At 62.3% G+C, this 25,686-nt stretch carries 17 protein-coding genes and 2 pseudogenes; 8 read left to right on the plus strand and 11 right to left on the minus strand.

Annotated elements, in window-relative coordinates:
- The first annotated feature begins 39 nt into the window (after nucleotides 1-39).
- The 5 genes from HW554_RS13780 (at nucleotide 40) to HW554_RS13800 (ending at nucleotide 9,910) form a co-directional block, all read left to right on the plus strand.
- Complete coding sequence (locus tag HW554_RS13780) at nucleotides 40-3,576, plus strand: metallophosphoesterase family protein (protein WP_176909165.1); 3,537 nt, start codon at nucleotides 40-42, stop codon at nucleotides 3,574-3,576.
- A gap of 358 nt (nucleotides 3,577-3,934) precedes the next feature.
- On the plus strand, nucleotides 3,935-5,326 hold the full coding sequence (locus HW554_RS13785) for a sensor histidine kinase (RefSeq protein ID WP_176909166.1): 1,392 nt from the start codon (nucleotides 3,935-3,937) through the stop codon (nucleotides 5,324-5,326).
- Nucleotides 5,327-5,367: 41 nt separating this feature from the next.
- Complete coding sequence (locus tag HW554_RS20995; protein ID WP_176909167.1) at nucleotides 5,368-7,029, plus strand: FAD-dependent oxidoreductase; 1,662 nt, start codon at nucleotides 5,368-5,370, stop codon at nucleotides 7,027-7,029.
- Nucleotides 7,030-7,394: 365 nt separating this feature from the next.
- Nucleotides 7,395-7,982, plus strand: a complete 588-nt coding sequence (gene kefF, locus HW554_RS13795) for a glutathione-regulated potassium-efflux system oxidoreductase KefF (protein ID WP_176909168.1) — start codon at nucleotides 7,395-7,397, stop codon at nucleotides 7,980-7,982.
- An 11-nt stretch (nucleotides 7,983-7,993) separates the two neighbouring features.
- Complete coding sequence (locus HW554_RS13800; RefSeq protein ID WP_176909169.1) at nucleotides 7,994-9,910, plus strand: monovalent cation:proton antiporter-2 (CPA2) family protein; 1,917 nt, start codon at nucleotides 7,994-7,996, stop codon at nucleotides 9,908-9,910.
- 24 nt (nucleotides 9,911-9,934) lie between these two features.
- Here HW554_RS13800 and HW554_RS13805 read toward each other — a convergent pair.
- From HW554_RS13805 to HW554_RS13815, 3 genes and pseudogenes are all read right to left on the minus strand, one after another.
- Nucleotides 9,935-10,686: pseudogene (locus HW554_RS13805) on the minus strand (DDE-type integrase/transposase/recombinase).
- A gap of 331 nt (nucleotides 10,687-11,017) precedes the next feature.
- A complete protein-coding gene (locus tag HW554_RS13810; RefSeq protein ID WP_176909170.1) occupies nucleotides 11,018-12,241 on the minus strand; it encodes a PepSY-associated TM helix domain-containing protein in 1,224 nt (407 codons plus the stop codon).
- 73 nt (nucleotides 12,242-12,314) lie between these two features.
- Nucleotides 12,315-14,654 carry a TonB-dependent receptor gene (locus HW554_RS13815; protein WP_176909171.1) on the minus strand — a complete coding sequence of 780 codons (2,340 nt, stop codon included), beginning with the start codon at nucleotides 14,652-14,654 and terminating at the stop codon, nucleotides 12,315-12,317.
- 321 nt (nucleotides 14,655-14,975) lie between these two features.
- On the opposite strand from HW554_RS13815, the gene HW554_RS13820 reads away from it, so the two are divergent.
- A complete protein-coding gene (locus HW554_RS13820) occupies nucleotides 14,976-15,329 on the plus strand; it encodes a hypothetical protein (protein ID WP_176909172.1) in 354 nt (117 codons plus the stop codon).
- 136 nt (nucleotides 15,330-15,465) lie between these two features.
- Here HW554_RS13820 and HW554_RS13825 read toward each other — a convergent pair whose 3' ends face one another.
- From HW554_RS13825 to HW554_RS13855, 8 genes and pseudogenes are all read right to left on the minus strand, one after another.
- The gene (locus HW554_RS13825) at nucleotides 15,466-16,515 is read right to left on the minus strand and encodes a DUF1259 domain-containing protein (RefSeq protein WP_176909173.1); all 1,050 of its coding nucleotides are present in this window, start codon (nucleotides 16,513-16,515) and stop codon (nucleotides 15,466-15,468) included.
- A gap of 158 nt (nucleotides 16,516-16,673) precedes the next feature.
- The gene (locus tag HW554_RS13830) at nucleotides 16,674-16,910 is read right to left on the minus strand and encodes an integrase core domain-containing protein (protein WP_246285228.1); all 237 of its coding nucleotides are present in this window, start codon (nucleotides 16,908-16,910) and stop codon (nucleotides 16,674-16,676) included.
- A gap of 747 nt (nucleotides 16,911-17,657) precedes the next feature.
- Nucleotides 17,658-19,073: a TSUP family transporter gene (locus HW554_RS13835; protein WP_176909174.1), complete on the minus strand. Its 1,416-nt coding sequence runs from the start codon at nucleotides 19,071-19,073 to the stop codon at nucleotides 17,658-17,660.
- A gap of 13 nt (nucleotides 19,074-19,086) precedes the next feature.
- Complete coding sequence (locus HW554_RS20865; protein WP_262889909.1) at nucleotides 19,087-19,221, minus strand: hypothetical protein; 135 nt, start codon at nucleotides 19,219-19,221, stop codon at nucleotides 19,087-19,089.
- Nucleotides 19,222-19,223: 2 nt separating this feature from the next.
- The gene (locus tag HW554_RS13840) at nucleotides 19,224-20,513 is read right to left on the minus strand and encodes a sulfate adenylyltransferase subunit 1 (protein WP_176909175.1); all 1,290 of its coding nucleotides are present in this window, start codon (nucleotides 20,511-20,513) and stop codon (nucleotides 19,224-19,226) included.
- 102 nt (nucleotides 20,514-20,615) lie between these two features.
- On the minus strand, nucleotides 20,616-21,527 hold the full coding sequence (cysD, locus tag HW554_RS13845; RefSeq protein ID WP_176909176.1) for a sulfate adenylyltransferase subunit CysD: 912 nt from the start codon (nucleotides 21,525-21,527) through the stop codon (nucleotides 20,616-20,618).
- 61 nt (nucleotides 21,528-21,588) lie between these two features.
- Complete coding sequence (locus HW554_RS13850; protein ID WP_176909177.1) at nucleotides 21,589-22,353, minus strand: phosphoadenylyl-sulfate reductase; 765 nt, start codon at nucleotides 22,351-22,353, stop codon at nucleotides 21,589-21,591.
- 606 nt (nucleotides 22,354-22,959) lie between these two features.
- Nucleotides 22,960-23,652: pseudogene (locus HW554_RS13855) on the minus strand (IS5 family transposase); the annotation flags it as partial.
- Nucleotides 23,653-23,783: 131 nt separating this feature from the next.
- On the opposite strand from HW554_RS13855, the gene HW554_RS13860 reads away from it, so the two are divergent.
- Together HW554_RS13860 and HW554_RS13865 are read left to right on the plus strand one after the other, a co-directional pair.
- Nucleotides 23,784-24,461 (plus strand): IS1595 family transposase, encoded by a 678-nt coding sequence (locus HW554_RS13860; RefSeq protein WP_176909179.1) that lies wholly within the window; start codon nucleotides 23,784-23,786, stop codon nucleotides 24,459-24,461.
- 342 nt (nucleotides 24,462-24,803) lie between these two features.
- Nucleotides 24,804-25,292 (plus strand): hypothetical protein, encoded by a 489-nt coding sequence (locus HW554_RS13865; protein WP_176909180.1) that lies wholly within the window; start codon nucleotides 24,804-24,806, stop codon nucleotides 25,290-25,292.
- Nucleotides 25,293-25,686: the final 394 nt, after the last annotated feature.

The raw sequence follows: 25,686 nt of genomic DNA on the forward strand, positions 1-25,686 counted from the left end.
TTTTGTCCTGGCTCGGCTAGCTATCGGTGGCCGGGCAAAATGACAGGTTGGCTGCTGACGCTGGCGCTGTGCGCCATGGCTTTAAAGACGCCGGCGCAGCCCACCCCCGCGCTTTCCGTGTTTCTGCTGGGCGGCACGGGCCACGCCGAACCGGGGGCTCCGCTGGCCGTGTGGCCGGCCCTACTGGCCCAAGCGCGGGCCGCTGGACCCGGGAGCGTGCTGGTAGTACTTGGTGACAACCTGCTTAAAAAAGGCCTGCCCGCCGAACATGAGCCCGGCCGGGCCGCCGCCGAACAAGCCCTGCAGCCGCTGCTGGCCGCTCTGCGTGCATTCCCCGGGCGCGTGGTGTGCCTGCCCGGCGAGGCGGAGTGGCAGGCCGGCGGCAGCCGCGGCTGGGAGCGGGTGCGCGCCCAGGCCGCCTACCTCGAAGCGCAGCTGGGGCGCGGCAACGTCTTTCTGACCACGGGCGGCTGCCCCGGCCCCGTCGAAATCAACCTCGATGCCACCCACACGCTGGTGATGCTCGACACTCAATGGTGGCTGCACGCCTGGGACAAGCCGGGCGACGAATCGGCCTGCGACGCCAAAGACCCTGCCGCTGTGGTGGTGCAGCTCGATGATATTCTCAGCCGCAACCAGGGCCGGCACGTGCTGGTGGCCGGCCATCATCCGTTGTTCAGCTCCGGTTACGGCACCGCCCTGGCCGTGCTGCCCAATCCCCGCAACCGGCTGCTGCGCCAATCCTTGCTGAGCGTGCTCGACCGCTACCCCAACCTGACCTACGCCGGGGGCCATGAGTGCAGCCTGCAATACCTCGAACCGGGCAACCAAAATCACTACCTCGTGAGCGGAGCCGGGGCGATGGGGGCCGGCCGTACCCCGCGCCGCAACGCCGTGTTCACGGCCCGCGTCCCCGGCTTTGCCCGCCTCGACTACGGCCCGGCCGACAGCGTGACGCTAACGCTCCGCAGTGCGGCGGGGGATGCGTTGTTCCGGCGCGGCTGGGTGGAGCCTGTTACCACCGCATTAGTGCCCACAACCACGCAAAGCCGCATCCGGCCCGACAGCGTGGCCGTGGTGCGGGCCGGCCCGCAGTACCGCGCCGGGGCGTTGCACACGTGGCTGCTGGGTGCGAATTACCGCGCCGAGTGGACGCAGGCCGTGCCCGTGCCGGTGCTGAATCTGGAAACCGCGCACGGCGGCCTCACGCCCCTCAAGCGCGGCGGCGGGCTGCAAACCAAGTCGCTGCGGCTGCGCGGGGCCGATGGCCGCGACTACGTACTGCGCTCCATTAGCAAAGACGTGGACCGGGCCGTGCCCACCTTTTTGCAGCACACGCTGGCCGCCGGCGTGGTGCAGGACCAGATTTCGGCCGCGCACCCCTACGCTGCCCTTACAGTACCTGCGCTGGCCGAAGCTGCGGGCGTGCCCCACACCACCCCGCAGGTAGTGCTCATCCCCGACGACCCACGCCTGGGCTCGTACCGGCGGGCCTTCGCCGGCACCCTGGCCCTATTAGAGGAGCGCGACCCGACCCCGCCCAAAGCCTTTGCCGGCCAGCTGCTGCCTAAGGCCTACAGCACGGAGGAAGTTCTCGACCAGCTCCAGGCCGACCCGCGCCACTGCGTGGACCAGCGCCAGGTGCTACGCGCCCGCCTGCTGGACATGGTACTGGCCGACTGGGACCGGCACGAGGACCAGTGGCGCTGGCTGGCCTACCGCCGCCCCGACGGCGGCCGCCTGTTCCGGGCGGCCCCCCGCGACCGGGACCAGGCGTATTTTGTGAACCAGGGGTTTCTGCCCCGCCGGGCCAGCACCGACTACACCCTGCCCAAGTTTCAGGGCTTCGACTACTCCTTCCGCAACGTCAACACCTTCAACTTCCAGGCCCGCTACTTCGACCGTAATTTCCTCACCAACCTGAGCGCCGCCGACTGGCGCGTCATAGCCGACTCGGTGCAGACCAGCCTGACCGATGCCGTGCTGGAACAGGCCCTGCGCCAACTGCCCGATTCCGTTTATCGCCTGTCCGGTTCCATCATTTTGGCCAAGCTGAAGGCCCACCGCGAGCAGTTGCCCCGGTGGGCTGAGCAGTACTATAAATTCCTGGCCCGCGACGTGGATGTGGTGGGTAGCAACGGGCGCGAGCTGTTTGAAGTGGAGCGCCAGCCGGACGGGCCGACCCGCGTGACGGTCGCCGCCCTGTCGGCCACGGGGCAGCGCGGACCGGTGCGCTACGTGCGCACGTTTCAGCCCGCCGAAACCCGCGAAATCCGCCTCTACGGCCAGGGCGCCAACGACGTGTTTCGCCTACGGGGCCAGGCCGCGCGCGGCCCGCTGGTGCGCGTCATCGGCGGCGAAGGCGTGGACAGCGTGGCCGATGCCACCACCGTGCGGCACGGCCCGCGCCGCACCCGCGTGTACGACGAGCCGCCGGGCATGCGCCTGGCCGCCGGCCCCGAAACCCGCGACCTGCGCTCCAACGCGCCCGGCGTGAATGCCTACGACCGCCGGGCGTTTCAATATGACTACACCGGCCCGGTGTACCCGCTGGCGTACAGCCTCGATGACGGGGTTTTTCTGGGCATTGGCGTACTCTGGAAAAGGCCCGGCTTCCGCCAGACGCCCTGGAAAAGCACACAGCGCCTCACCGGCAGCGTGGCCCTGGCCACCGGCGCGTTTTCCTTCGCCTATGCCGGGCAGTTCAACCACGTGCTGGGCCCTTATAACGTCCGGCTCACGGCCGATGTGCAGGCGCCCAACTACGTGCGCAACTTCTTCGGCCTGGGCAACGAAACCCCCTACGACCAGGACCGGAACATCCGCTACTACCGGGTGCGCTTTCGTAACCTCGCCTTCGGCGCGCAGCTCCAGCGCCGCCTCGGCGACCATTGGCAATTCTTTGGCGGGCCGGTGTATCAAAACGTCGAAGTAGAGCGCACCCCCGGCCGCTTCCTGGCCGAAACCACCGACACGCGCCTGTCGCCGGGCAGCTTGTTCGCCAACAAACCGTACGCTGGCGGCACCGTGGGCTTGGCTTTTGACCGCCGCGCCGACAAGCTGCTACTGCCCGAGGGCGCCACCTGGCGCACCGAGCTAAGCGCCGTGCGCGGCCTCACTGTCGCCGCCCGCCCGCTCACGCAGCTCAGCACCGAGCTGGCGCTCTACCGCAGCCTGCGCGTGCCCGTGCGCCTCACGCTGGCCACCCGCTTAGGCGGCACGGCCGTGCTCAGCCGCGACTACGAGTTCTTCCAGGCTGCTACTCTCGACGGCCTTTCCAATCTGCGGGGCTATCGCCGTACCCGCTTCGCCGGCCGTCAGAGCGCCTACAACAACACCGAAGCGCGCCTGCAGGTAGGCCAGTTTCGCAGCTACCTCTTCCCGGCCTCGTTCGGCGTGCTCGCATTCCACGACATCGGCCGGGTATGGGTGCCCGGCGAAAGCTCCGAAACCTGGCACCGCGGCTATGGCGGCGGCCTGTGGCTGGCCCCGTTTCAGCAGCTGGTTCTAACGGCCATGTACGGCATCTCATCAGAAGACCGGCTGCCGCTCATCCGGCTCGGGTACTTTTTTTAATGGGACAGGAAGTCTTACCTGCTTTTCTCTCAATTTAGGGTGTTGTCAAACGAATAGGGGGAAACCTCCGACTCGAGAGCGAAGCAGCCCGAATGCTGCTGATAAGGTGCAAATTGGCCGTAAGAATAGCGAGCGATGAAAGTCGAGCGATGAAAGTTTTACACGCGTCTTAACGCAATCGAAAGGCGATGCTGAAAACGGACGTTAAAGCTATAAATCTTGCCCCATGCTAAGTAATCCATTGTAAGATAATATATTAATCAATAAAGCAGGCAGGTGCGCAGCCGAGTCGGAGGTTTTGCCCTATTCGTTTGACAACACCCATACTTGTCCGACCTCGGGCAATACCCTTTTGCTTATGCTTGCCGAACTACCCGATATGCTGGCGGGATTTCCGCTTTTTGCCGCCGTGCCCCGGGCGCAGCTGGTCTGGTTCGTCGCCGCATCTTCGCTGCGGGAGCTGGCCGCCGGCCAGCGGCTGCTGGCGCCCGGTGATGCCATCGAGCATACCTACGTGCTGCTGCGGGGCACCGTGCACCTGTTTGAGCCGCTGCGACCGGCCGTGGATATTCTGCTGCTGCAACCGGGCGACGCGACGGGTTACCTGCCTTTTTCGCGCATCAAAACGGCGGGCGGCGTCATGCAGGCCTCCGAGTCGAGCACGGTGCTGGCCTTCCCCAAGATCCGCACCCAGGAGCTGGCCGCCCAGCACTTCGAGCTGACCCAGGCGCTGGTGAGCGTGATGACTTCGCGCGTGCGCGAAACCACCGCGCAGCAGCAGCAAAACGAGAAAATGATGGCCCTGGGCAAGCTCTCGGCCGGGCTGGCCCACGAGCTCAACAATCCCATCGCGGCCCTGGCCAGCACCACCGAGGCCCTGCGCCGGCAAGCCGCCGGGTTGCCCGCCGTGCTGGGCCAGCTGCTGGTGCTGGCGGCTACGCCGGCGCACGCCGAAGCGGCGGCCGGCTTGTTCGCTGGCGCCACCGCCGCGGTGCTCGCGCGTCTGGTCCGGGCGGAGCTCGAAGACGAGCTGGCCGACTGGCTCGCCGAACACCGCGTGCCGGAAGCGGGCCCGCTGAGCGAACTGCTGGCCGAGCGCGGCGTGGCCCTGGCCGCCCTCGACGCGCTGGCGGCGCGGGTGCCGGCCGCCGCCTTGGGGCCGCTGCTGCAGTGGGCCGGCGCCCACGAGCACACCCGGCGCCTGCTCGACGAGGCCCGCGAGGCAACCGGCCGCATGACGCAGCTCATCCGTTCGGTGAAAGTGTACACCCACATGGACCAGGCCCCGGATAAAGTACCGGTGGACCTGCACGAGGGCATCCGCAACACGCTGGCGCTGCTGGCCCACAAGTTCCGGCAACTGGGCGTGCGCCTGGAAGAGGCCTACGAGCCGGCCCTGCCGCCCGTGCCGCTGCTGGTGGGCGAGATGAACCAGGTCTGGACCAATCTGCTCGACAACGCGCTCGACGCCGTGGAGGGCGTGGCCGGGGCCACCGTGCGGGTACACACGCGCCGGGACCGGGAGTTCGCGCACATCATCGTCAGCGACAACGGCGGGGGCATTCCGCCCGCCGTGCAGGCCCGCATCTTCGACCCCTTTTTCACGACCAAAGCGCCCGGCCGCGGTACCGGCCTGGGCCTCGACCTGGTGCAGCGCATCGTGCGCCAGCATGGCGGGGCCATCAAAGTGCGTTCGCAGCCCGGCCACACGGCGTTCGAAATTCATCTGCCCATTGCCGCGGCTCCCTGAGGCAGCTTCCTGAAACGACACGTTAGAAAAGCTCTTTATCGATGACCAAACCCGTTATTCTTTGTATTGACGACGACCCGCAGGTGCTGCGCGCCATTGCCCGCGACCTGAAGGAGCGCTACCGAACCACGTACCAAGTGCTCAGCGCGGCCACGGGGGCTGAAGCGCTGGAGCTGCTGGCCGAGCTCCGGAAAACGGGCCGTGCGGTGGCCCTGCTGCTCTCCGACCACCGCATGCCCGACCTGAACGGGGTGCAATTCCTCGACCAGGCGCGGCAGCTCTTCCCGGAGGCCCAACGCGTACTGCTGACCGGCTACGCCGACACCGAGGCAGCCATCAAGGCCATTAACGAAGTCCAGCTACACTACTACCTGCTCAAGCCCTGGGACCCGCCTGAGGAAAAGCTCTACCCCGTGCTCGACGATTTGCTCGAAGCCTGGCAGTTTACGCACACCGCCGAGCTGGTGGGCCTCAAGCTCATTGGCCACCCGTTTTCACCCAAGGCCCACGCGCTGAAGGACTTTCTCAGCGGCAACCTGGTGCCCTACCGCTGGCTGGAGTACCAGACGTCGGCGGCGGCCCAGGAGCTGGTGGCCCTCAACGGCCTCGACCCGCTGCAGCTGCCGGTGCTGTTTTTTGAGGATGGCAGCTACTTGCTCAGCCCCGGCATTGGGGAGGTGGCCGCCAAAATCGGGTTGCACGCCACGGCCGGGGCCGATTTGTACGATGTCATCATCATCGGAGCCGGGCCGGCGGGGCTGGCCGCTGCCGTGTACGGCGCGTCGGAAGGCCTCAAAACGCTGCTCATCGACAAGCGCGCGCCGGGCGGGCAGGCCGGCACCAGCTCGCGCATCGAAAACTACCTGGGCTTCCCGGCGGGCCTGAGCGGCGGCGAGCTGGCGCAGCGGGCCACCGTGCAGGCCACGCGCCTGGGGGCGGAATTTCTCATCCCGCAGGAGGTGGGCCACATTGCCCTGCAGAACGGCTACAAAATCCTGCACCTGCTCGACGGCACCCAACTGACGACCAAAAGCGTGGTCGTGACCACTGGCGTAGACTACCGAAAACTGGATGTGCCGGGCGTGCACGACTTCACCGGGGCCGGGGTGTACTACGGCGCCGCGACCACCGAGGCCAGCGCCTGCCGGGGGCAGGACGTGTACATCACGGGCGGGGGCAACTCGGCAGGGCAAGCCGCCATGTACCTCTCGCAAGTCGCCCGAAGTGTTATCATCCTGATTCGGGGCGAAAGCCTCGCAGCTACCATGTCGGCTTACCTAATTGAGCAAATCCGGACCACGCCCAACATCACCATTCGGGGCTTTACCGAAGTGGTAGCGGGAGCAGGCACCGACCGCCTGACCCATTTGACCCTGCGCAACAGCCGCACGGGCCAGCAACAGACCGTGCCGGCCCCCACGTTGTTCGTTTTCATTGGCGCGAAGCCGTTCACGGACTGGCTGCCGGCGGAAGTGCTCAAGAACCCGCACGGCTTTGTGCTCACGGGTCGCGACGTGCAGCTGCAGCCCGATTTCCGCCAACGCTGGCGCTTGCCCCGCGAGCCGCACCTGCTCGAAACGTCGGTACCCGGCATCTTCGCCGCCGGCGACGTGCGGGCCGGGGCCATGGCGCGGGTGGCGTCGGCTACGGGCGAGGGGGCTACGGCCATCAGCTTCGTGCACCGCTATCTGGCGGAGGTGTAAACGGATTTCGTTTGCAACTAATCGCTTTGGTTTTCTCAAAACCATCCTGCCTGACGATGCGCGCATAGGCCAACGACCAAAATATCTTCTAAACGGTGCTTTTTGCGCCAACCTATTCGGCAATCGGGCACTCCCTGAACGAAATTTTGTCGGTCCATGCCCCAAAGGGCGAACCCGATTTAAAGGTATTTCGCTCAGTCGTTCAACATCGCGACGCGAAGAGCCGCGTTTCTACAAGGCCAATGAATCGGGAAACCGTCATAGATTGTACGACACAGCGCCTTCCAAGCTTCCACCGTTTAGAGGTCCTCCGGCCGGGAATCGCCTAACTTGCTTCAGCACTTTGCTTCCCTCGTCTCTTTTCTATGGCTCGTATTCTGATTCAGTTCGCGCATCCGGCCTTAGAGAAGTCGCGGGTAAATCGGCGGCTAATTGCGGCGGTGGAATCGTTGGATTTTGTGACGGTAAATGATTTGTACGAGCAATATCCCGACTTTGACATCAATGTCCAGCGGGAGCAGGAGCTGCTGTTGGCCCACGAGGTTGTGGTATTGCACCACCCATTTTACTGGTATAGTTCGCCGGCGATGATTAAGCAGTGGGAAGATTTGGTGCTGGAACACGGCTGGGCCTACGGGCGCACTGGTAATGCCTTGGCTGGCAAGCGCATGTTAAACGCTATTACCACCGGCGGCCGGCAGGATGCCTACCAGGAAACGGGCGCCAACCGCTTTACAATCCAGCAGCTGTTGGCCCCCTTCGAGCAGACGGCCCGGCTCTGCCAGATGCAGTACCTGCCGCCCTTCGTGGTGCACGGCTCCCTGCGCATTACGGATGCCGAGATTGATGCCGCGGCCATTCGGTACCGCGAGTTGCTTACGTTACTGTCCATGGGCCAAACCACCGATTATGCCAGCTTACAAGCGCCATTTCTTAACGATTTGGCCAACTAAATCACAGCTTTATGAGTCAGTCTGTTTTGCTCCAAGCGTTGGTGTACCTGGCGGCGGCGGTGCTGTTTGTGCCGCTGGCCAAGCGCTTCGGGTTGGGCTCGGTGCTGGGGTACTTAGTGGCCGGAATGGTCATTGGGCCGGCCGTACTGGGGCTGGTTGGGGCCGAGGGCCAGGACGTGATGCACGTGGCGGAGTTTGGCGTCGTGATGATGCTGTTTCTGGTGGGTTTGGAGCTGGAGCCGGCGTTGCTGTGGAAGCTCCGCACACCGATACTCGGCCTCGGCGGCCTGCAAGTGGTGATGACGTCGCTGGCCTTGGCAGGACTGGCGATGGTGGTGGGTATCGAGTGGAAACCAGCCGTGGCGTTGGGCCTTATTTTGGCGATGTCATCAACGGCCATTGTGCTGCAGACTTATAAAGAGCAAAATCAGTTGGGCACACCGGCCGGGCAAGGCACGTTCTCCGTGCTCCTGTTCCAGGATATCGCCGTCATTCCGATACTGGCCATTTTGCCCCTGCTGGCTATTCAGCCCGCCGCGGCTGGCGAGGCGTCGGCTGCCAATCATAATTTATTAGCGTCAGCACCGGGCTGGCTGCGTGCCCTGGCGTTGGTGGCGGCGGTAGCTGGCGTGGTGGGGCTGGGCAAGTACGGCATGCGGCCCATCTTCCGCTTGGTGGCGCGCAGCGGCCTGCGCGAAGTATTTATTGCCACGGCATTGCTGCTGGTGGGCGGCGTGGCTGTACTGATGGAGCTGGTGGGGTTGAGTCCGGCACTGGGGGCCTTTGTGGCGGGCGTGGTGCTGGCTACCAGCGAGTACAAGCACGAGATTGAGAGCGACATCGACCCGTTCAAAGGCCTGTTGCTGGGCTTGTTTTTCATGTCGGTGGGGGCGGCCATCGACTTTGGGCTAATCCGGGAAAATCCGTGGCTGATAGCCGGGGCCGTAGTAGCCGTTATGCTAGCCAAGACGGCCGTGCTGTTGGTATTGGGCCAACGCTTCACCGGCAACCGGGCCCAGAACGTAACGCTGGCACTGGGATTAAGTCAGATTGGAGAGTTTGCCTTCGTGCTGCTGTCCTTCACTACCCAGAATGGAATTTTAACTCAGCGCATTACCAGCATTGCCACGGCCGTGGTGGCTATTAGCATGGCCCTTACGCCGCTGGTTTTCTTGCTTAACGAGCGGGTGATTCAGCCCCGCCTGGGGCCAGCGGCGGCACCGGAGCGGGAGGCAGATGCTATCGAAGAGAAAAATCCCGTCATTATTGCGGGATTTGGACGGTACGGCAACATTGTGGGGCGTTTTTTACGCGCCAACGACATTGGCACCACCGTCCTGGATTTTGACGCGGACCGCGTAGAAACGTTGCGTCAGTTGGGCCTGCGGGTGTACTACGGCGACGCCTCCCGCTACGATTTGCTGCACTCGGCCGGCGCGAGTCAAGCCAAAGTCATCATCATTGCCCTCGATTCGTCGGCGCGGGCGCTGGAATTAGTAGCGCTGGTGCGGCGCCACTTTCCCCACCTGCGCATCCTGGTGCGGGCCCACGACCGGCCCGACGCCTACGAATTCTTTGAGGCCGGCCTGACCGACGTGTACCGCGAAACCGTGGACAGCTCCCTGCGTCTGGGTGTGGATGCGTTGCGCCTGCTGGGAGTGCGCGCCTACCATGCCCAACGGGCCGCCCGCACCTTCCTGCGCCACGACGAGCTGGCCCTGCGCGAGCTGGCAGCCGTGCGCAAAGACCGGAAAACCTACTTCAGCACCGCCCGCCAACGCATTCAGGAGTTGGAACAACTGCTCCATTTCGACGCCGCCAACGAAAATTTAGGGGAAGTGAACGAAGGCTGGGACAACGAGTCCTTGCGCCAGGAGGTACCGCCCGGTTCCCCAGCCCCCACCGCGCCCCAAGCGCCCATCGAATAGCGAGGCTCCTAATTTGACCGAACTCTAGGTGTATAGTCCCAGCGTAAAGTGGGTCGAATCTCGGGTCAAGATAGCCGGGTTCTTTTGCCACTGAGCACAGACGAATTCGTGCGGGGTTAGCCCGCGCAAGGTCCTCAGGCGCTTGGCATGATTGTAGGCCAGCAAAAAGGCTTGCAGGTGTTCGTTGGGCTCGTCGGTGCTCTGGTAGTGGAAACGCTTGACCGTGGCTTCTTTGCTGGTGCGGTTCATGCGCTCGATTTGGCCGTTGGTCCACGGGTGGGCGGGCTTGGTGAGGCGGTGTTCCACGCCATACTCGCGGCAAATGCGGTCAAAGCTGTGCCCGCCCGGCAGGAATTGGTGCGCTTGGGGCGTAAACTGCACCCCGTTGTCCGTCAGCACGGTATGGGCTTTATAAGGCAGCTTGTCGAGCACCCGCCGCAGAAAGTCCGCCGCGACCGTGCGCTTGGCTCGCGGGTGCAGCTCGGCAAACGCCACTTTGCTGGCTGAAGTCAATGACGACGAAAAGGTACTGGCGGCCTTCTTCGCTGCGCACTTCGGCGACGTCAACGTGCAGGTAGCCCGGGGTGGGGTAGTGCTTGAATCTCTTTTTCGGGGGGCACTGCCCGTCCTCGTTCAGGAGCAGGCGGCTGATGGCCACCGTTTTCGGGTTGATGCTGTAGCGCGTGGCTAAGCTTTGTAGACTTTGCTGGCGGTGTTGGATAGCACGCCGTATCGCCGCCGCTCAAGCGGGCGCTGCCGTAAAGTACTTGTCGCATAGGTCTGTGCGAAATTCCAGCCCGAAAAATACACCAGCACTCTTTGGGACTATACACCTAGGGTAGAGATGGCGCGGTAAAGCGACAAAAAGTTCTCCCGCATGGCCTAATTCGGCAACGCGAGAGAATCAAAAAGTGTGGGGCAGTCCTGTTTTTCGGTCGGCCCCAGATAGAAATGAAGCGACTAGCTGCTTCGCCTAGAACGGGATTGCCCAAACTTTTTGGTGCTCTCCAAAGTAGGGCAAACACCTGAAACTAGGAAGGGAAAACAACGCTAAAATCAATTAATCGCGTTTCGGCATCGGGCGGCGTATTCCAGGATATAGCGAATTTACACGGGCTGGGGTGCCACCGGGTGCCGCCGCCGTCCCACCACGGATGAGGCGGAAGCGGTGCGGGCTTTGTGGCGGCGGCCCCACCAAATCAGGAAGCCCGTGACGGGCAACGAGGCGCACACCAGCGTGGCCAAGCACACCAGCACCCGCGTGGGCCAGCCGAAAATGGTGCCGATGTGGATGGGGTAGTTAGAGTTGCGCCACTTCTCGCCCGTGGTTTTCTGCACGAATGGCTCGGCGTACGTGACGGTGCCAGTGGCGGTGTGGTAGAAGTAGGTGTCCGACTCGTTCCAGGCCGTGCCGCCGTCGTAGTCTACGTAGCCTTCCAGCTCGTGCGGGTTTTTGCTAGCGGCTTCGGGCAGAGCGACGTAGATATTTGTCCAGGTAGGGCGTTGGGTTTGTAGGTGGCGCAGGGCCGCATCCAGCGGCGTGGCCGTGGTGCGGGGTCGGGCCGGGGCGGCGGCGTGGGCTCCGTAGCCGGGCTTGGTCGTTTGGCCCAGCAGGCGGTAAATGCCCATTTCCCACCAGTCAAACGACCAGACCAGGCCCGACGTGGCAAGCAGCAAAATGACGGCGTAGGCATAAAAGCCACCCACGTTGTGCAAATCGTAGTTGCGCCGCCGCCAGCGTACGTCGCTTTTGATAGTGAGGCGCTGCCGGAGCGCCGCCCGGTTGCGGGGCCACCACAGCACCAGCCCCGTGAGCACCGCGGCCAGCAGCGCCAGCGTGGCCGTGCCTATAATAAAGTGGCCTACGTCGTAGCGCAGCAGCAACTGCTGGTGCATCACGCGCAGGTTTTCAATCCAGTTGCGGGTCACGTCGACCATGCCCAGCACGCGACCGGTGTAGGGGTCCACGTAAATCTGCTCCCAGTACTGGTGCTGCGAAAAGTATGTCCAGCCCGGTTGCGGATTGTCCTTATAGGTCTGGAAGATGTAGGCGCGGGCGGCTCCCGGCGTCAGCTCCAGCGCGCTGACCACATGCCCGGCCGGCACGGCGGCCTTGGCAGCGGCCAGTAGCTCCGTGGCCGACCGGGGCCTCGTGCCCACTTCGGGCACAAACACCAGGTCGTGGTAGTACCAGTCGGTCAGCTCCGGCTCCCAGGCGTAGAGGGCTGCTGGCAGGTAGCTCAGCAGCGCCACCGCCCCTAGGGCCAGGCCCAGCCACAAGTGCAGCCGGCCGGCCCAGTACTTGAATCCATGTTTGGTGGCCTTGGGCATTATGAGTTATGAATCATGAGTTGTGGGTTAAAAAATCTGACCGTCAAATTCATACCTTACAACTCATACCTCTTTAAAGTACATAGCCTACCGTGAGGCGGAAGCTGCGCGGGTTGCCGGGCCACAGGTTGGCCGGGCCGTACACGCCGTGGTAATACCGGGTATCGGTCAGATTGTTGAGCGTGAGGTTGGTACGAAGGCCGCCGCGTTGGTAGCCCAGGCTGGCGTCGAAGGTGGTGTAGCCGGGCACCACCAGCGCCGGGATGAAGCTGGTCCGCTCGCTGAGGTAGTTGAAGCCCGCGCCCAGGTGCAGGCCGCGCAGGACGCCGCCGGTCAGCTGGTACTTCGCCCAGGCGTTGGCATTGTGGTTGGGCGCGTTGGGGAAACGGCCGGCGGCGTTAAAGTCGAAGCCCGCGTCGCCGGGCGTGCGCGTGTCGTTGTAGGCGTAGTTGGCAATGATGTTCAGTTGCGGCGTGATGCTGCCTTGCAGCGTCGTTTCGATGCCCTTGCTCACCACGTTGTCAATCTGGCGCAGGCGCAGGCCGTCGGCGTCGGTGGGGTCGTTGGCCAGCACGTCGTACTTCTGAATGTAGTAGGCCGCCACCGAGCCGATGAGCCGGCCGCCCAGCCAGTCGGTTTTGGTGCCCACCTCGTACTGGCGGCTGCGCTCGGGCGCAAACGGCCCGCCCCCGCCCCGGTTGCTGCCGTACTGCGGCAGGAAGCCCTGCGTGTAGCTGGCGTAGAGCGATACTTGCTGGCTGGGCTGAAACACCAGGCCCGCCCGCGGCGAAAACACGAAGGCCCGCAGCGTGTCGCGGCCCAGCAGCTCGCCAGTGCCGGGGTTGTTGCTGCGATTATGGAAAAAGTGCCGCTCCAGGCGGCCGCCCACCAGGGCTTTCCACTTGTGGCTGAACGTAATCTGGTCCTGCACGTAGCCGGCCAGCAGCGTGGTGCGCTCCCGCACCGAGGTGGCAAATTCGTCCTGGGCTAGGCCGACGGGACTGCCGTCGTAAGTGGCCCACGAAAAATCCTGGTTCAGCAGGCTCACGCGCTGGCTGGCCACGGTGGCGTAGGTGTAGTCGCGGCCGTCGCTGGTGAGGTCGGCCCCGGCAACCAGCTGGTGGCGCACCGGCCCGGTGCTCGCGTCCCAGGTCAGGTACGTGGTGCTCTGGTAGGCCGCGTAGTCGGGGGTCCAGAGGCGGTTGTTCATGGTGATAGAGTCGTTCACGGCCCCGGTGCTGAAACCGCCCGGCGACACATCGAACTGCCGCTGGCGGGTATGCATGCTGCGGGCCAGCACGTTCAGCTTCAGCTTGTCGGTGAACGCGTGGCTGAGCATGAACTGGTTGGATACGGCGCGGCTGCGGCTGTAACCGCGCGGGTCAATCATCGAAAAATCGCGCGGGTAGCGGTCCAGCTGCCACTGGTCCTCGCCGATTTTTAGCGCCGGTACGCCTCGTTGAAACCCCATGGTGCGGTCGTCATACGAATAGTTGAGCTCGTAGTTGAGGGAGGTTTTCTCGGAGAAATTGTACTGCAGCTGCGGGGCCAGGAAGATATTTTCAATTTTCTGACGGCTATCCAGCTGGCCGGTGTTCTCATAGCCGACGATGGCGCGATAGAGCAGCTTGTTATCCTTCGACACTGCGCCTGTGGCATCGAGCATGGTGCGATACTGATTGAATGAGCCGACGGTAAACTCGGCCTCGTAGCGCGCCGCCGCCTGGGCCCGCTTGGTGACGTGGTTAATCACGCCGCCCGGGTTGCCGGCGCTGAACAGCACCGACGCCGGCCCCTTGATGGCCTCAATGCGCTCCAGATTATAGGTCAAAGCCGCCTGGTCGAACTGGTAGAAGTCGCCCCGGATGCCGTTGTAGGCAAAGTTGCCGGGCGAGGAGCGAAACCCGCGCAGCACGTAGTCGCTGTACTGGCTTGACGAAAACGCATTCACGCCCGCCATCAGCTTGGTGGCCTCGGCCACGGTCTGGATGCTGCGGTCCTGCAAGAGTTGTTTGTTGATGACCTGAATGCTCTGCGGCACGTCGCGTAGCGGCGTGGCCGTGCGCGTGGCCAACGAACTGACGGGCTCGGCATAGGGCCGGTTCTGGCCCACGCCCTGCACCACCACCTCGTTGAGTTGCTCATTCGACGCATCCAACTGCAATTCCAGTGTAGTTGTCTGGCCAGCCGTTACGGTAAGGGCCTGCTCCACGGCGCGGTAGCCCACCATGCTGGCCACCAGCGTGTAGCTGCCGGCAGGGGCCTTGAAGATGAAGCGCCCCTTGCCGTTGGTCATCTGGCCCAGGCTGGTGCCTTTTAGGGCGATGCTCACAAACTCGGCGGGCGGGCCGTCCGGTGTGCGCACCGCGCCACTGATGATGCCTTTGTTCGGCGCTTCTGAGGCCCGTGCCATTACGGCAGACACCAGCAGGCAACTCAATAATACAAAACGTAGAAAAGCAGACAGGCGCATCACTATTTAAAATGGTTTTAAACAGTGCAAAGAAACGGCGATGAACAAACAATTCCAAGCCTTGTTCATAATCATTATAAATAAGGCTGTTTTTTTTCTCTTTCTTATTTTGTGCATCGGTTAAACAAACAGGGCAAATCCTCCAACTCATGGATGCTGCTCATACCCTCGTTTCGCTATTTGGACCCTTTCGCGGAACGATGAGTTAGCATTATGTTTCCCCGTGGAAAGCGGACGGGTTTGCTCCTTTACCTTAGTGGCATGAAAACGACCCTCCTGGCCCTGGCCCTGTGCGGGGCCCCGGCCTTCGCCTTTGCCCAATCGGCCCCCGTGGCGGCCTACGAGTTCCTGACGGTGGCGGAACTAAAACAGGACAGCGACGCCAAGCTGCTGTTCGCGCCGGCTTTTGACGGCAAGACCGAAGTCCAGCTGGCGCGGTTGCCCGGCGCGACCACGAACAACCGCGCCAAGTTCGTGGCCACCTACCGGCAAAACCTGGAGCTCGTCAACCAGCACCTGGCCGCGGTCACCGCCGCCGGCTGGGAACTGGTGCAGGCTTCCCCCGGCACCGCGGCCTCCGGGCACGAGTACTTGTTTCGCCGGCTTAAAAAGTGAGCGGGGGCTTCATGTGAGGGCGGCGGATTCGGGCAGCACCCGCGGGTAGCGCGCGGGTGGCGCCCGTCTACGAAAGGCGTGCCCACCACGGGGGTGTTTGGCTCCGGGCAGGACCGTTAAAATGAACTGTGCATGGCTAATGCTTCATGCCCTTCACGCCCCGCATTCCTTGCGCTTTGCCCTTGCCCAACTGGTCGAGGGCCGCACGAAAGCCCTGGGCCAACTGCGCCGCGGCCCCCCGGCCGTAGTAGTGTAGGAACATCATCCGGGGCTGGTCGAACAGCATATGGTTGTGCACCGCCACCACTTCCAGGTTATGGGCCCGCAATACCTTAATGACCGGGTTTACTTCGGCCTCCAACATGGCAATGTCGCCGGCAATGTGGCTGTCGGCCTGCGTGCCAGCAAAAGCGGCCCAGGAGTTCAGGCCGATGGCAGCCGTCATCTCGGTTCCCATCATAATGGATTGCAGGTCGGTTCGGCCCACGGTGTACTTGTAGGTGGGGCCGTTGACCACGCCTTGATAGCCCACCAGCTGGTCCAAGGCTGCAATATCGAACCGCTCCTTGCCAGTGGGCGGGCCTGCGGCGGGCGTGGCATTGTTGCCGGGCTGGGCAACAGTGGCCGCGCCGCCGGGTTTCGGCTGATTGGCGGGCAAGAGTTTGGAGTCTTTCAGCGCAGCGGCAAACTTCCTGGCCAGTTCAGCCGGGCTACCCATGCCGTGGATGTGCATGTAGAAGATACGCGGCTCCTCGTAAAAGAAGTGGTTGTGCACCGCCCCAATTTCGAGCCCCTGAGCCAACGCGGCCGACATAAGGGGATTGACTTCCTCCTGCAGCAGCACGGTGTCGCTCATCAGCATGGCCGACTTGCCATCCAGCGTGTGCTTGATGGCGACCCATCCCCCAAAGCCGAAGGGAATGGGCACCGATTCGCCTTTAATGGTGACTTTTAAATCGTTGCGCGGCAGCAGCGTGGAGTGGGTGGCTTGGGCTTCCACGTACGTGCCCTTCTTGCCCATCGCTGCTTCAACGGCTGCAATTTCCGCCGCCGTCAGGGCCGGGGTTTTGCCCGCAGCAGGAGCCGTGGTGCCAGCCCCGGCAGGCAACGCACCGAGCAGTACGGGGGTGGTAGCTAGGGCGGCCGTCTTGAGCCAGTCGCGGCGGGAAAAGCGGGAATTAGTCATTAGAGCGAATGAGGTAGGATTATCGAACGTTGAAAATTACTCTCTTTACTTTGAACGAAGCCTGTTTACCTTCGGACCGTTTCGCTGAACGGTTTTACTCTTTGGGTCTAACGCCCAGCAACTGGTACTGGGGTGGTCCAGTAAAAACGGACAGTACGCTAAGGTAGGGTTGTTTTCAGGTCCTGTTCAAATTGGTGGGGGGAGCAGTAGCCTAGCGCAGAATGGCGGCGGTGTAGGTTAAAGTAGACGTCGAGGTAGTGGCCCACCTCCAGGCGGGCTTCTTCAAGGGAGGCAAACGCGGTGCTATGGGGCAGCAATTCAGTTTTGAGCGAGCTCCACCCGGCCTCTGCCTGGGCGTTGTCGTAGGGGTTACCGGGGCGGCTGAAGCTGGGCATGCCCCCTGCCTGGTCGATGCGGGCCCGGCAGGCAAAGTTGGTGTATTGGCGTCTGCGGTCGGCGTGGACTGCTGCGCCGCCGCCTGGGCCGGCAAGCGGCTGGCGAGCACAAGCCCCGCATTGCTGATTGGCGGCTGGTTCCGGGCCTCTACACCTGCCTGCTGCTGGCCGGTCCCACGCAGCTAGCTACGCGCCTGGTGGTGCAGTAGCGCCGCGCAAGTCAATTCTCGTGCTGGTGAGGATGCCCGGTCGTGGCCGGAGCATAGGCGGGGCACGATGCTGGGCCGGTTGGAGAAGTGGGGTGAGTTGCAGCGGGCGGCTGAGACGGGCGCGTTTGGTCTGGTTTGCCTTGATTGGCTACTTTTGAGTTGCGCTACTAATCCTCCGTGAGCCACCTGACCCGCTACATAAGCAAGTTGACCAAGCTCAGAGTTGATGCCCGCACAGCGGGGGGATATGACTGGAGGCTCCGAACAAGCCGGCGTTGCTGCTGGCCGTGTTGGAAGGCGTGGAAGACGGCAGCATTCGCGACAATCAGATCCGGATTACGTCCGAGCTGATTGCCACCTTCCGGGCGTACTGCCGACTGCTGAGTCCCGGACCGGAATATTCGGCCTGCCCGTTTTACCTGCCTTTTTACCATCTGCAAAGCAGTGGCTGCTGGCATCTGCAGAGCCGGGCGGGGCAGGAGCTTGGACTAGGTTAAACAACGCGAACCAAGCACGCAGCCCACGCGGCGAAGTAGCTTCAGACCATCTTGCGCAGGGCCCACAGGCTCCAGAGTATCACCATCATGCCCACGCCCAGGAACATCCAGCGGACGGGAATGCGCCCGGCAAGCTTGGCCGCTATGGGCGCCGCGGCCACCCCGCCCACAATAAGGCCGGCGACAATCTGCCAGTGCGAGATGCCGATGAGCGTGAAAAAAGTGAAGGCGCTGGCGAAGGCGACAAAGAACTCCACCAGGCTCACCGTGCCGATGACGTACTGGGGAGTGCGGCCGTTGGCAATGAGCGTGCTGGTGACCAGCGGCCCCCAGCCGCCGCCGCCAAAGGAATCGAGGAAGCCCCCGGCGCCCGCCAGCCAGCCGGCGTACTTTACCCGGCGCCGTTTTTCCCGCTGCCGGCGCAGGGCTTTGCTGAGAATGCGCCAGCCCAGAATCAACAGGTACACCGCCAGCAGTGGCTTTATCCAGTTCGCATAATGCTCGCCATAGTGGGCCAGCAGCAGGGCCCCCGCCACCGAGCCGGCAATGCCCGGCAGCAGCAACACCCGGAACAGGTGCTTGTTGACGTTGCCGTAACGGTAATGATGGTAGCCCGAGGCTCCTGAGGCAAACACCTCGGCTGTATGAATGCTGGCGCTTACGGACACCGGACTCATCCCCAGCGACATCAGGCTGATGGCCGAGACCACCCCGTAGCCCATGCCCATCAGCCCGTCAATGAGCTGCGCCAGGAAGCCAACGGCCACGAATGTGCAAAAGGTGCCGGAGCTTTTAAACAGCGCCACGACCTGCCCGAGGCCGAAGTAGTAGACAAGAACAGTGACCAGTACGAAGACCGTCAACGCGCCAAGCGCGCCCATGGCAATGCGCCGCCAATAGGCGGTAGCCAGCGATTCGGAGCGCGGACCATCGGCCGGCTCGGCCGTTGTGGCGTTGGCAAACTCGGGTTTTTGTCCTAAATCTTCCTGCAGGTGCTGGCCAGTGATGGGTAGGTACTGCCCCGCGGAAGAGAGGTGGAAGTCGCCCTGTTCGGGGGCATCGGCGACGTTGGTGAGAAGGCGCCGGGCGGCGGCGGCAGTTCGGATGTACTGGTTGAGAACCGGATTGTCGGTGGCGACGAACACGATGTCGGCGCCCGCCAGGTCGTCGTCGTCGTAGGGTCGAACCTGCAGCTGCACGCCCGGGTGCTGGTCGGCCAGCGTTTGTAGCTCGGGCACCATGCGCGGCGCCACCACCGTTACGGCGATAGCCGGGCTGTTGCGCAGAATGGCCGTGAGCGTCGTCAGGCCCGCGCTGCCGCCGCCCACCAGCAACACCCGAAACTGCTCCAGCTTCAGAAAAATCGGGAACAAGGCCTCAGGGGCGGGCGGTAAGCCGGGCAGCGGCCCGGAATCGACCGGGTCGGAATCGGAAAAGGCAATGGGGTCTACGGCCATGAAATTTCACAAATCAGGCGTGGAAGTTTTGACCGTGGGTGGCGGCGGCCACGCAGCGCTGGTGCACCCCCACCTTGCCGAAGCCTTCCTGCGGCTTGCGCTCAGCAGCGTGAGCGGAAAGCAGGACTTGGCGCTGGGAAATTTGCACTATTAAATGAAAAAAACGGCAACGGCAGGTGCGGGGCTGGCAAAAAATTCGGGGTCGGTTTCGGTAACCAGCCCGGCGGCCAGGGTTTCGCCGGTTTGCTCGTCGATGAGAATCAGGGCCCCGGTGACGCGGTTCTGCTGGTAGCAGTCCACTACCAGCGGCAGCGCCGTGCGCAGCTGCACCCGCACAATGTCGTTAAGCTGGGCAGCATCGGCGCCGTGGTGCTCGAAGGTGGCCACGTTGGTTTTGTACACGATGGCCGTCACGGAGGCCTTTACAACGGCGCTGTGGTGCTGCACTAGGAGCTTGCGGCCCGCTTTGAGGGGCCGTTCGTGCATCCAGCACAGGATGGCTTCCAGGGCGCGCGTCACGGCCGGATGGGCTGTTGTGGGCACGATGGTGTCGCCGCGGCTCACGTCCACGTCGTCGCGCAGGCGCAGCACCACGGCCTGCGGGGCGGTGGCCGTCGCTACTTCCTGCTGGTTCACTTCAATGGCTTCAATCACCGTTTCAAGGCCTGAGGGCCAGATGCGCACCTGGTCGCCGGCGTGGTAGGTGCCACTCTGAATGCGGCCGGCGTAGCCCCGGTAGTCGGGCAGCTGCTCGGTCTGGGGCCGAATGACGTACTGCACCTGGAACCGGGGTTCGTTGGGGTTAGCATCGGCTGGTACGGGCACGCTTTCCAGGTGTTGCAGCAAGCTGGGCCCCTCGTACCACGCCAACTGCCGCGAGTGCCGCACCACGTTGTCGCCGTTCAGGGCACTCATCGGAATGGCCACTACCTGGGCCAGCCGGAGCTGCTGGGCTACCCGCTGGTAGTCGCTCACAATCCGGTCGAACACGGCCTGATCGTAGTCTACCAGGTCCATCTTATTCACGGCCAGCACAAAGTGCCGAATGCCCAGCAGCGCGGCAATGAGGGTGTGGCGGCGGGTCTGCTCGATCACGCCGTGGCGGGCATCGACCAGCACAATGGCCAGGTAGGCATTCGAGGCGCCCGTTACCATGTTGCGGGTGTACTGCACGTGGCCCGGCGCGTCGGTAATGATAAATTTGCGGCGGGGCGTGGTGAAGTACTTGTGGGCCACGTCGATGGTGATGCCCTGTTCCCGCTCGGCCTTCAGGCCATCGGTGAGCAGGGCCAGGTCTACGGCGCCGCTGGCGTGGCGGCGCTTTTCCAGCGTCGCCAGCACGTCCAGCGACACGGCGTCGCTGTCGTAGAGCAGGCGGCCAATGAGCGTGCTTTTGCCATCGTCGACGCTGCCGCAGGTGATGAATCGGAGAAGGTCCATTTTTGTTCTTAGTTGTTAGTGCCTGGTGATTGGTTTGTTTGCATTAGAGGCTTTTGCTCGATGAAAACCAAGCACTAAGCCCCAATAGCCAAGCATCATTTTTTAGAAATAGCCGTTGCGTTTGCGGTCTTCCATCCCCGTTTCGGAGAGGTTGTCATCGAGGCGGGTGGCCCCCCGCTCGCTCACTTTGGCCTGTAGCAGGTCCTGAATGATGTCGTCGACGGAGGCGGCGTCGCTTTCCACGGCCGCTGTGCACGTGGAGTCGCCCACGGTGCGGAAACGCACGCGGCGGCGCACGATTTCGTCGGTTTCGTCGAGGTGCAGGTGCTCGCTCAGGCCCAGCAGCTGGCCGCTGGGCAGCACCACGCACTGGCGCTCGTGGGCGAAGTAGATATCGGGCAGCGCAATGTTCTCGCGCTGGATGTAATTCCACACGTCCAGCTCGGTCCAGTTGGAAATGGGAAACACGCGCACGTTCTCGCCCTTCTGAATGCGGCCGTTGTAAATGTTCCACAGCTCGGGGCGTTGGCGGCGCGGGTCCCACTGGCCGAACTCGTTGCGCACCGAAAAAATCCGCTCCTTGGCGCGGGCCTTCTCCTCATCGCGCCGGGCCCCGCCGATGCAGGCATCGAACTCAAATTCCTCAATCACATCGAGCAGCGTGTAGGTTTGTAGGGGGTTGCGGCTAGGGTACTTGCCGCCCGGCTCGCGCAGGCCCCGCTCCCGGATGGTGTCTTCCACCTTTCGCACAATTAGCTTCTCGCCCAACGAAGCGGCCAGGGAGTCGCGAAAAGCAATGATTTCCTGGAAGTTGTGGCCCGTATCGATGTGCACCAGCGGGAACGGAAACCGGCCGGGCCGGAAGGCCTTCTCGGCCAAGCGCGTGAGGGCAATGGAGTCCTTGCCGCCCGAAAACAGCAGCGCGGGCCGTTCGAACTGCCCGGCTACTTCCCGCAGAATGTGAATGGCCTCGGCTTCTAGCCGGTCGAGGTAGTCTAGTGCTTTTTTAGTCATTGCGATGTACGTCTGCCGGGCTCTTAGAAGCCCGGCATATGGTGATAATTGCGGAAAGGGGCTAGTCTGAGCGTTTGCCGGCTCCTGCTACCGGGTCGAGGCCCTGGGACGGGGCGGTGGCATGCAGGCCGCACTCCTTGGCGACCTGGTCTTCCCACCACCACCGGCCGGCCCGGAAGTCCTCGCCCGGCCGGATGGCGCGGGTGCACGGCGCGCAGCCGATGCTCACGAAACCCTGTTGGTGCAGCGGATTGACCGGAATTCCGTGTTGCTGGGCGACGTCATGGCACTGCTCCCAGGTCCAGTCGAACACCGGATGCACTTTGATGAGCTGGTGCGCGGCATCCCACTCGGCGGGGTACATGATTTGGCGGTTGGCCGACTGCTCGGCGCGGATGCCGGTGACCCAGATTTTCTGGCCCGCCAGCGCCCGTCCCAGCGGCTCCAGCTTCCGGATGTGACAGCACTGCTTGCGGTTTTCGATGCTCTCGTAAAAGCTATTGGGGCCCTTGGCCAGCAGCAGTTGCTCCACGCTGGCGGCCTGCGGCGCAAACACCTCGATGGGCTTGGCGTAGCGCAGCAGGGTCTTGTTCCAGGTTGCGTAGGTTTCCTGAAAATTGCGGCCCGTATCGAGCGTGAACACCCGGATAGGCAGGTCGTTCTCGAAAATGAAGTGGGTGATAATCTGGTCTTCGAGGCCAAAGGAGGTTGAAAACGAGGCCGTGCCGGGGAAGTGTTCGGCCAGCAAAGTCAGGGTCTCGGAAACGGATTGGCCCACCAAGTAGCGGCGTAGGTCATCGACCAGCGCCTCAGTTGCGAGGTGCATGCGTACAAGCTGAATGCGGCTTTCCCGGGTGGGAGTTGGCGAAAGCCCGGTTTGGAAAGGGGAGCCCCAGGCACGAAAACAAGGCGTGCTGGCTTAGGCAGACTACGCCGGGAGTAGTCAGAGTATAACCTAATCCAGCCGCTTGTTTATCAGCGCGTTTGGATTTTTAGACCGGCCAGGTGGAAATGAAACTAGGCACAACAACCCACAGCCGCTGTCAGACAGACGGACGTGCACGCCATGCAACAACACATTTGCACTGAAGCAAAGGCGGCGGTGCTGTGCAGGCGAGAGTTGTTGAAAGTTTTCACGGCAACTTGTTTTTGTATGTCCAGGAGTTGGCCCCGTTCTGCCTTGGCAGGGGACTGCCGGCGTTTCATCGAGCCGGTCTCTCCGCACCTCTCTGTAAAACCATTCTTCTACGGGGAGGAATTAAGCACGCAAGAAAGGTCCTTATTCCTGCAAAAGCAAAACCGCTGGTGTTCGAAGATGTCCAACCACCAGAAAAACGCTTAATACTTAATAGATGAACTATTAGCTGGCTGCTCATGAGCTAAACTGTCTTGTTTAATTGAATCATACCCCCATTGCTGTGTCAAAACGCAGTCATGTGGAGCTTGCCAACATGGAAAAGCGCTTCTTCAAGCTTGCTAGAGCCTGTTGTGGACTAGATGGCTGAAAAACGCCTTTGGCTAGTAACAAGCCGACGAAGACCAGGAAGTGGAATTGCTGCATGGTCAGCGCCAAGCGCTCGTAGTCGCGGGCCAGGCGGCGGAAGCGAGCAGCCCAGCCAAAGCTGCGCTCCACGACCCAGCGGCGTGGCAGCAGCACGAATCCGGTCTGGCCCGCTGGCTTGGCAATGGCTTGTAGATCAATGTCGTGCACCGCTGCCGCGTACTCGGTGTCTTCGCCCGTGTAGCCCTGGTCGACATAGGCCACCTCGACTTTCTGCCCCGTGACCTGCTGGACCCGCTCGCAGAGGGCCGCCACCTGCCCGCGGTCCGGTTCGTTGGCCGGCGTGACGACGGCCGCCAGCAGATGGCCCAGTGTATCGACAGCGACATGGACCTTGCTGCCCTTGCGCCGTTTGGCCCCGTCGTAGCCCGCGCGGGCCCCGCTTTCGGGGGGGCTCTGCAGCGTGCGCGAGTCCAGAATCACGGCCGTGGGCTCAGCCTGGCGGCCGGCTAGCAGCCGCGCCAGTTCGCGCAAATCAGCCAGCAGGTGCTCGAAACATCGGTTATCGCGCCAGCGAGCCCACTGCTGGTACACGGCCGGCCAGGGCGGTAAATCGTGGGGCAAGTAGGGTGTTGCTAAACAAATAGGGAAAACCTCCGACTCGGGCGCCCAGCTGCCCGATTTTTATGATTAGCGCCCTATTTAACAAGGGGCTTAGGAAGCAAAGGCGTTCAAAACCTTTGTAACTTCCTTTCATGCAGCAAGTTAACCGCTACTGCAAATCTGCAAAAATATCGGAGGTCAAATTCCGCTATTTGTTGCGCCTGTTTGCCCTGGATTTGACGGCCTCTGACACGGCGCGGCTGACGGGGCTAAACACTCGCTCCGTCAACACGATTTACCTGCGGCTGCGCCGCCGCATGCAGGCCGAATGCCGCGTGCCGGTCGAACTGGCCGGCGCGGTCGAGTTGGATGAATGTTACTTCGGTCCGCGCCGGGTGCGGGGCAAGCGGGGCCGGGGAGCAGGGGGCAAAACGGTGGTCTTTGGCTTGTTCAAAAGGGGCGGGCAGGTGTACACAGAAATTGTCCCAAACTGTCAGAAAAAGACCTTACAAGCCATTATCCGGGGCAAAGTGGACGTCTCGGCCATGGTCAATACCGATGGCTGGCGCGGCTATGACGGGCTAGTGGATGTGGGCTATGACCGCCACTTTCGAGTGCATCACGGCCAGGATGAGTTCGTTCAGGGTGCAGCCCACATCAACGGCATCGAGTCGTTTTGGGGCTTCGCGAAAGCCCGGCTCCAGCAGTTTCGTGGCCTGCGCCAAGAGTTGTTTTTGCTGCATCTGAAAGAGTGTGAATTTCGCTTTAATCACCGCCAGCAGGACCTCTACAAATCCTTGCTGAAATTGCTCCGACAGCAACCCCTATAAGTCGGTTTGCTTCCTAAGCCCCTTGTTTAACAACACCCCATTAACGACGGCCAGGCCAACAATTTCGACTTGTTCGCTCAGCACACCCGCGCCCTTGCTCTCGAACCCGGCACCATGAAAAAGCAGAAGCTGTTTGAGCAAAAAAGCACTTTTACCGTGGAAGTCCAGTAGGCCAAGGGCCCTTCTTCTAACCTAAAATTGAACGCTAGCAACGGGCCGGCTTCCTTCTTCCGCCAAGATGGTATCTTTAGGGGATTACTACTATCGCCTTTGAATATGAACCGGGGTTTATTTCTCTTGCTAGTAATTTCCTTCGCTGGCGCTTGTAGGGCCCAGCAGCCCTTGGAGAAGCGTGCCGTGGATAATGAACGGGTTCCGGAACAGGGTCATTTTGCAACGGCGGGTGAGCAAGACGAGTATTGGGCCAGAAAGTTGTTTCAAGAAAAGTACCTCTACCACGAATACGCTAGGTTTAAGGGCCCGATTCTCGTCAGTTCGGGCGAAGGCAAGTACCGGCTTAGCTATGCCCGCGATACGCTTATGGCGGAGCTAAATCCGGCGTTCCGCCCCTTGTTGACCGAAGGCATCCTGTATCCACATGTGGCGGGCTTTTCCTTTCAGAACATATGTTGCTTTCGAGAACTTCCCCATGCGACCAACTCGCCCCAGCGGCGGCGGTTGGTGTTCTGGTCGTTTGAGCCCTTGATGCTTAATCCCACTGTCTACGTCCTTGAAGTAAAGAATAGCCAAGCAACGGAGAACACGGACTTAGAAACGTTCCTCAAAGGCGCAGTTCTGACGTTCATCCAAGAAGGGTGGATCATAATCTAAACGACCGACACCCCCGTGTGGTGATCCTCCAGAACATCTAGAGCCTCTTCGATAAGGTCCGATAAGAGAGGTTCTACATACCTCTTCCACCGCCGCAGCTGTGCTGCTGCCCGGCCTGGTGGATACGCTGCTGGGCCACCTGGCGCTGCGCCTCCTGCTCCAGCTGCGGGTTGAGCTCCTTCACCAGCCCCTAGAAGCGCTTTACCTCTTGGTGCTGGACCTGGCTACGCTCTATCCCGCGTTTCACCCAGATACACACTGAGGAGTTTACGAAACTCATCTCCTTAGTGCATTTCGTAAACGTTGATTCGTAGACGAGTTTCGTAAACTCGCCCGGCCCTATTGGGGCCAGTTGGCCACCTGGTGCCGAGCAGCTGCCAAGCGTTTGCCAAAA

Origin of the sequence: Hymenobacter lapidiphilus (assembly GCF_013377885.1) — a bacterium.
Lineage (GTDB): Bacteria > Bacteroidota > Bacteroidia > Cytophagales > Hymenobacteraceae > Hymenobacter > Hymenobacter lapidiphilus.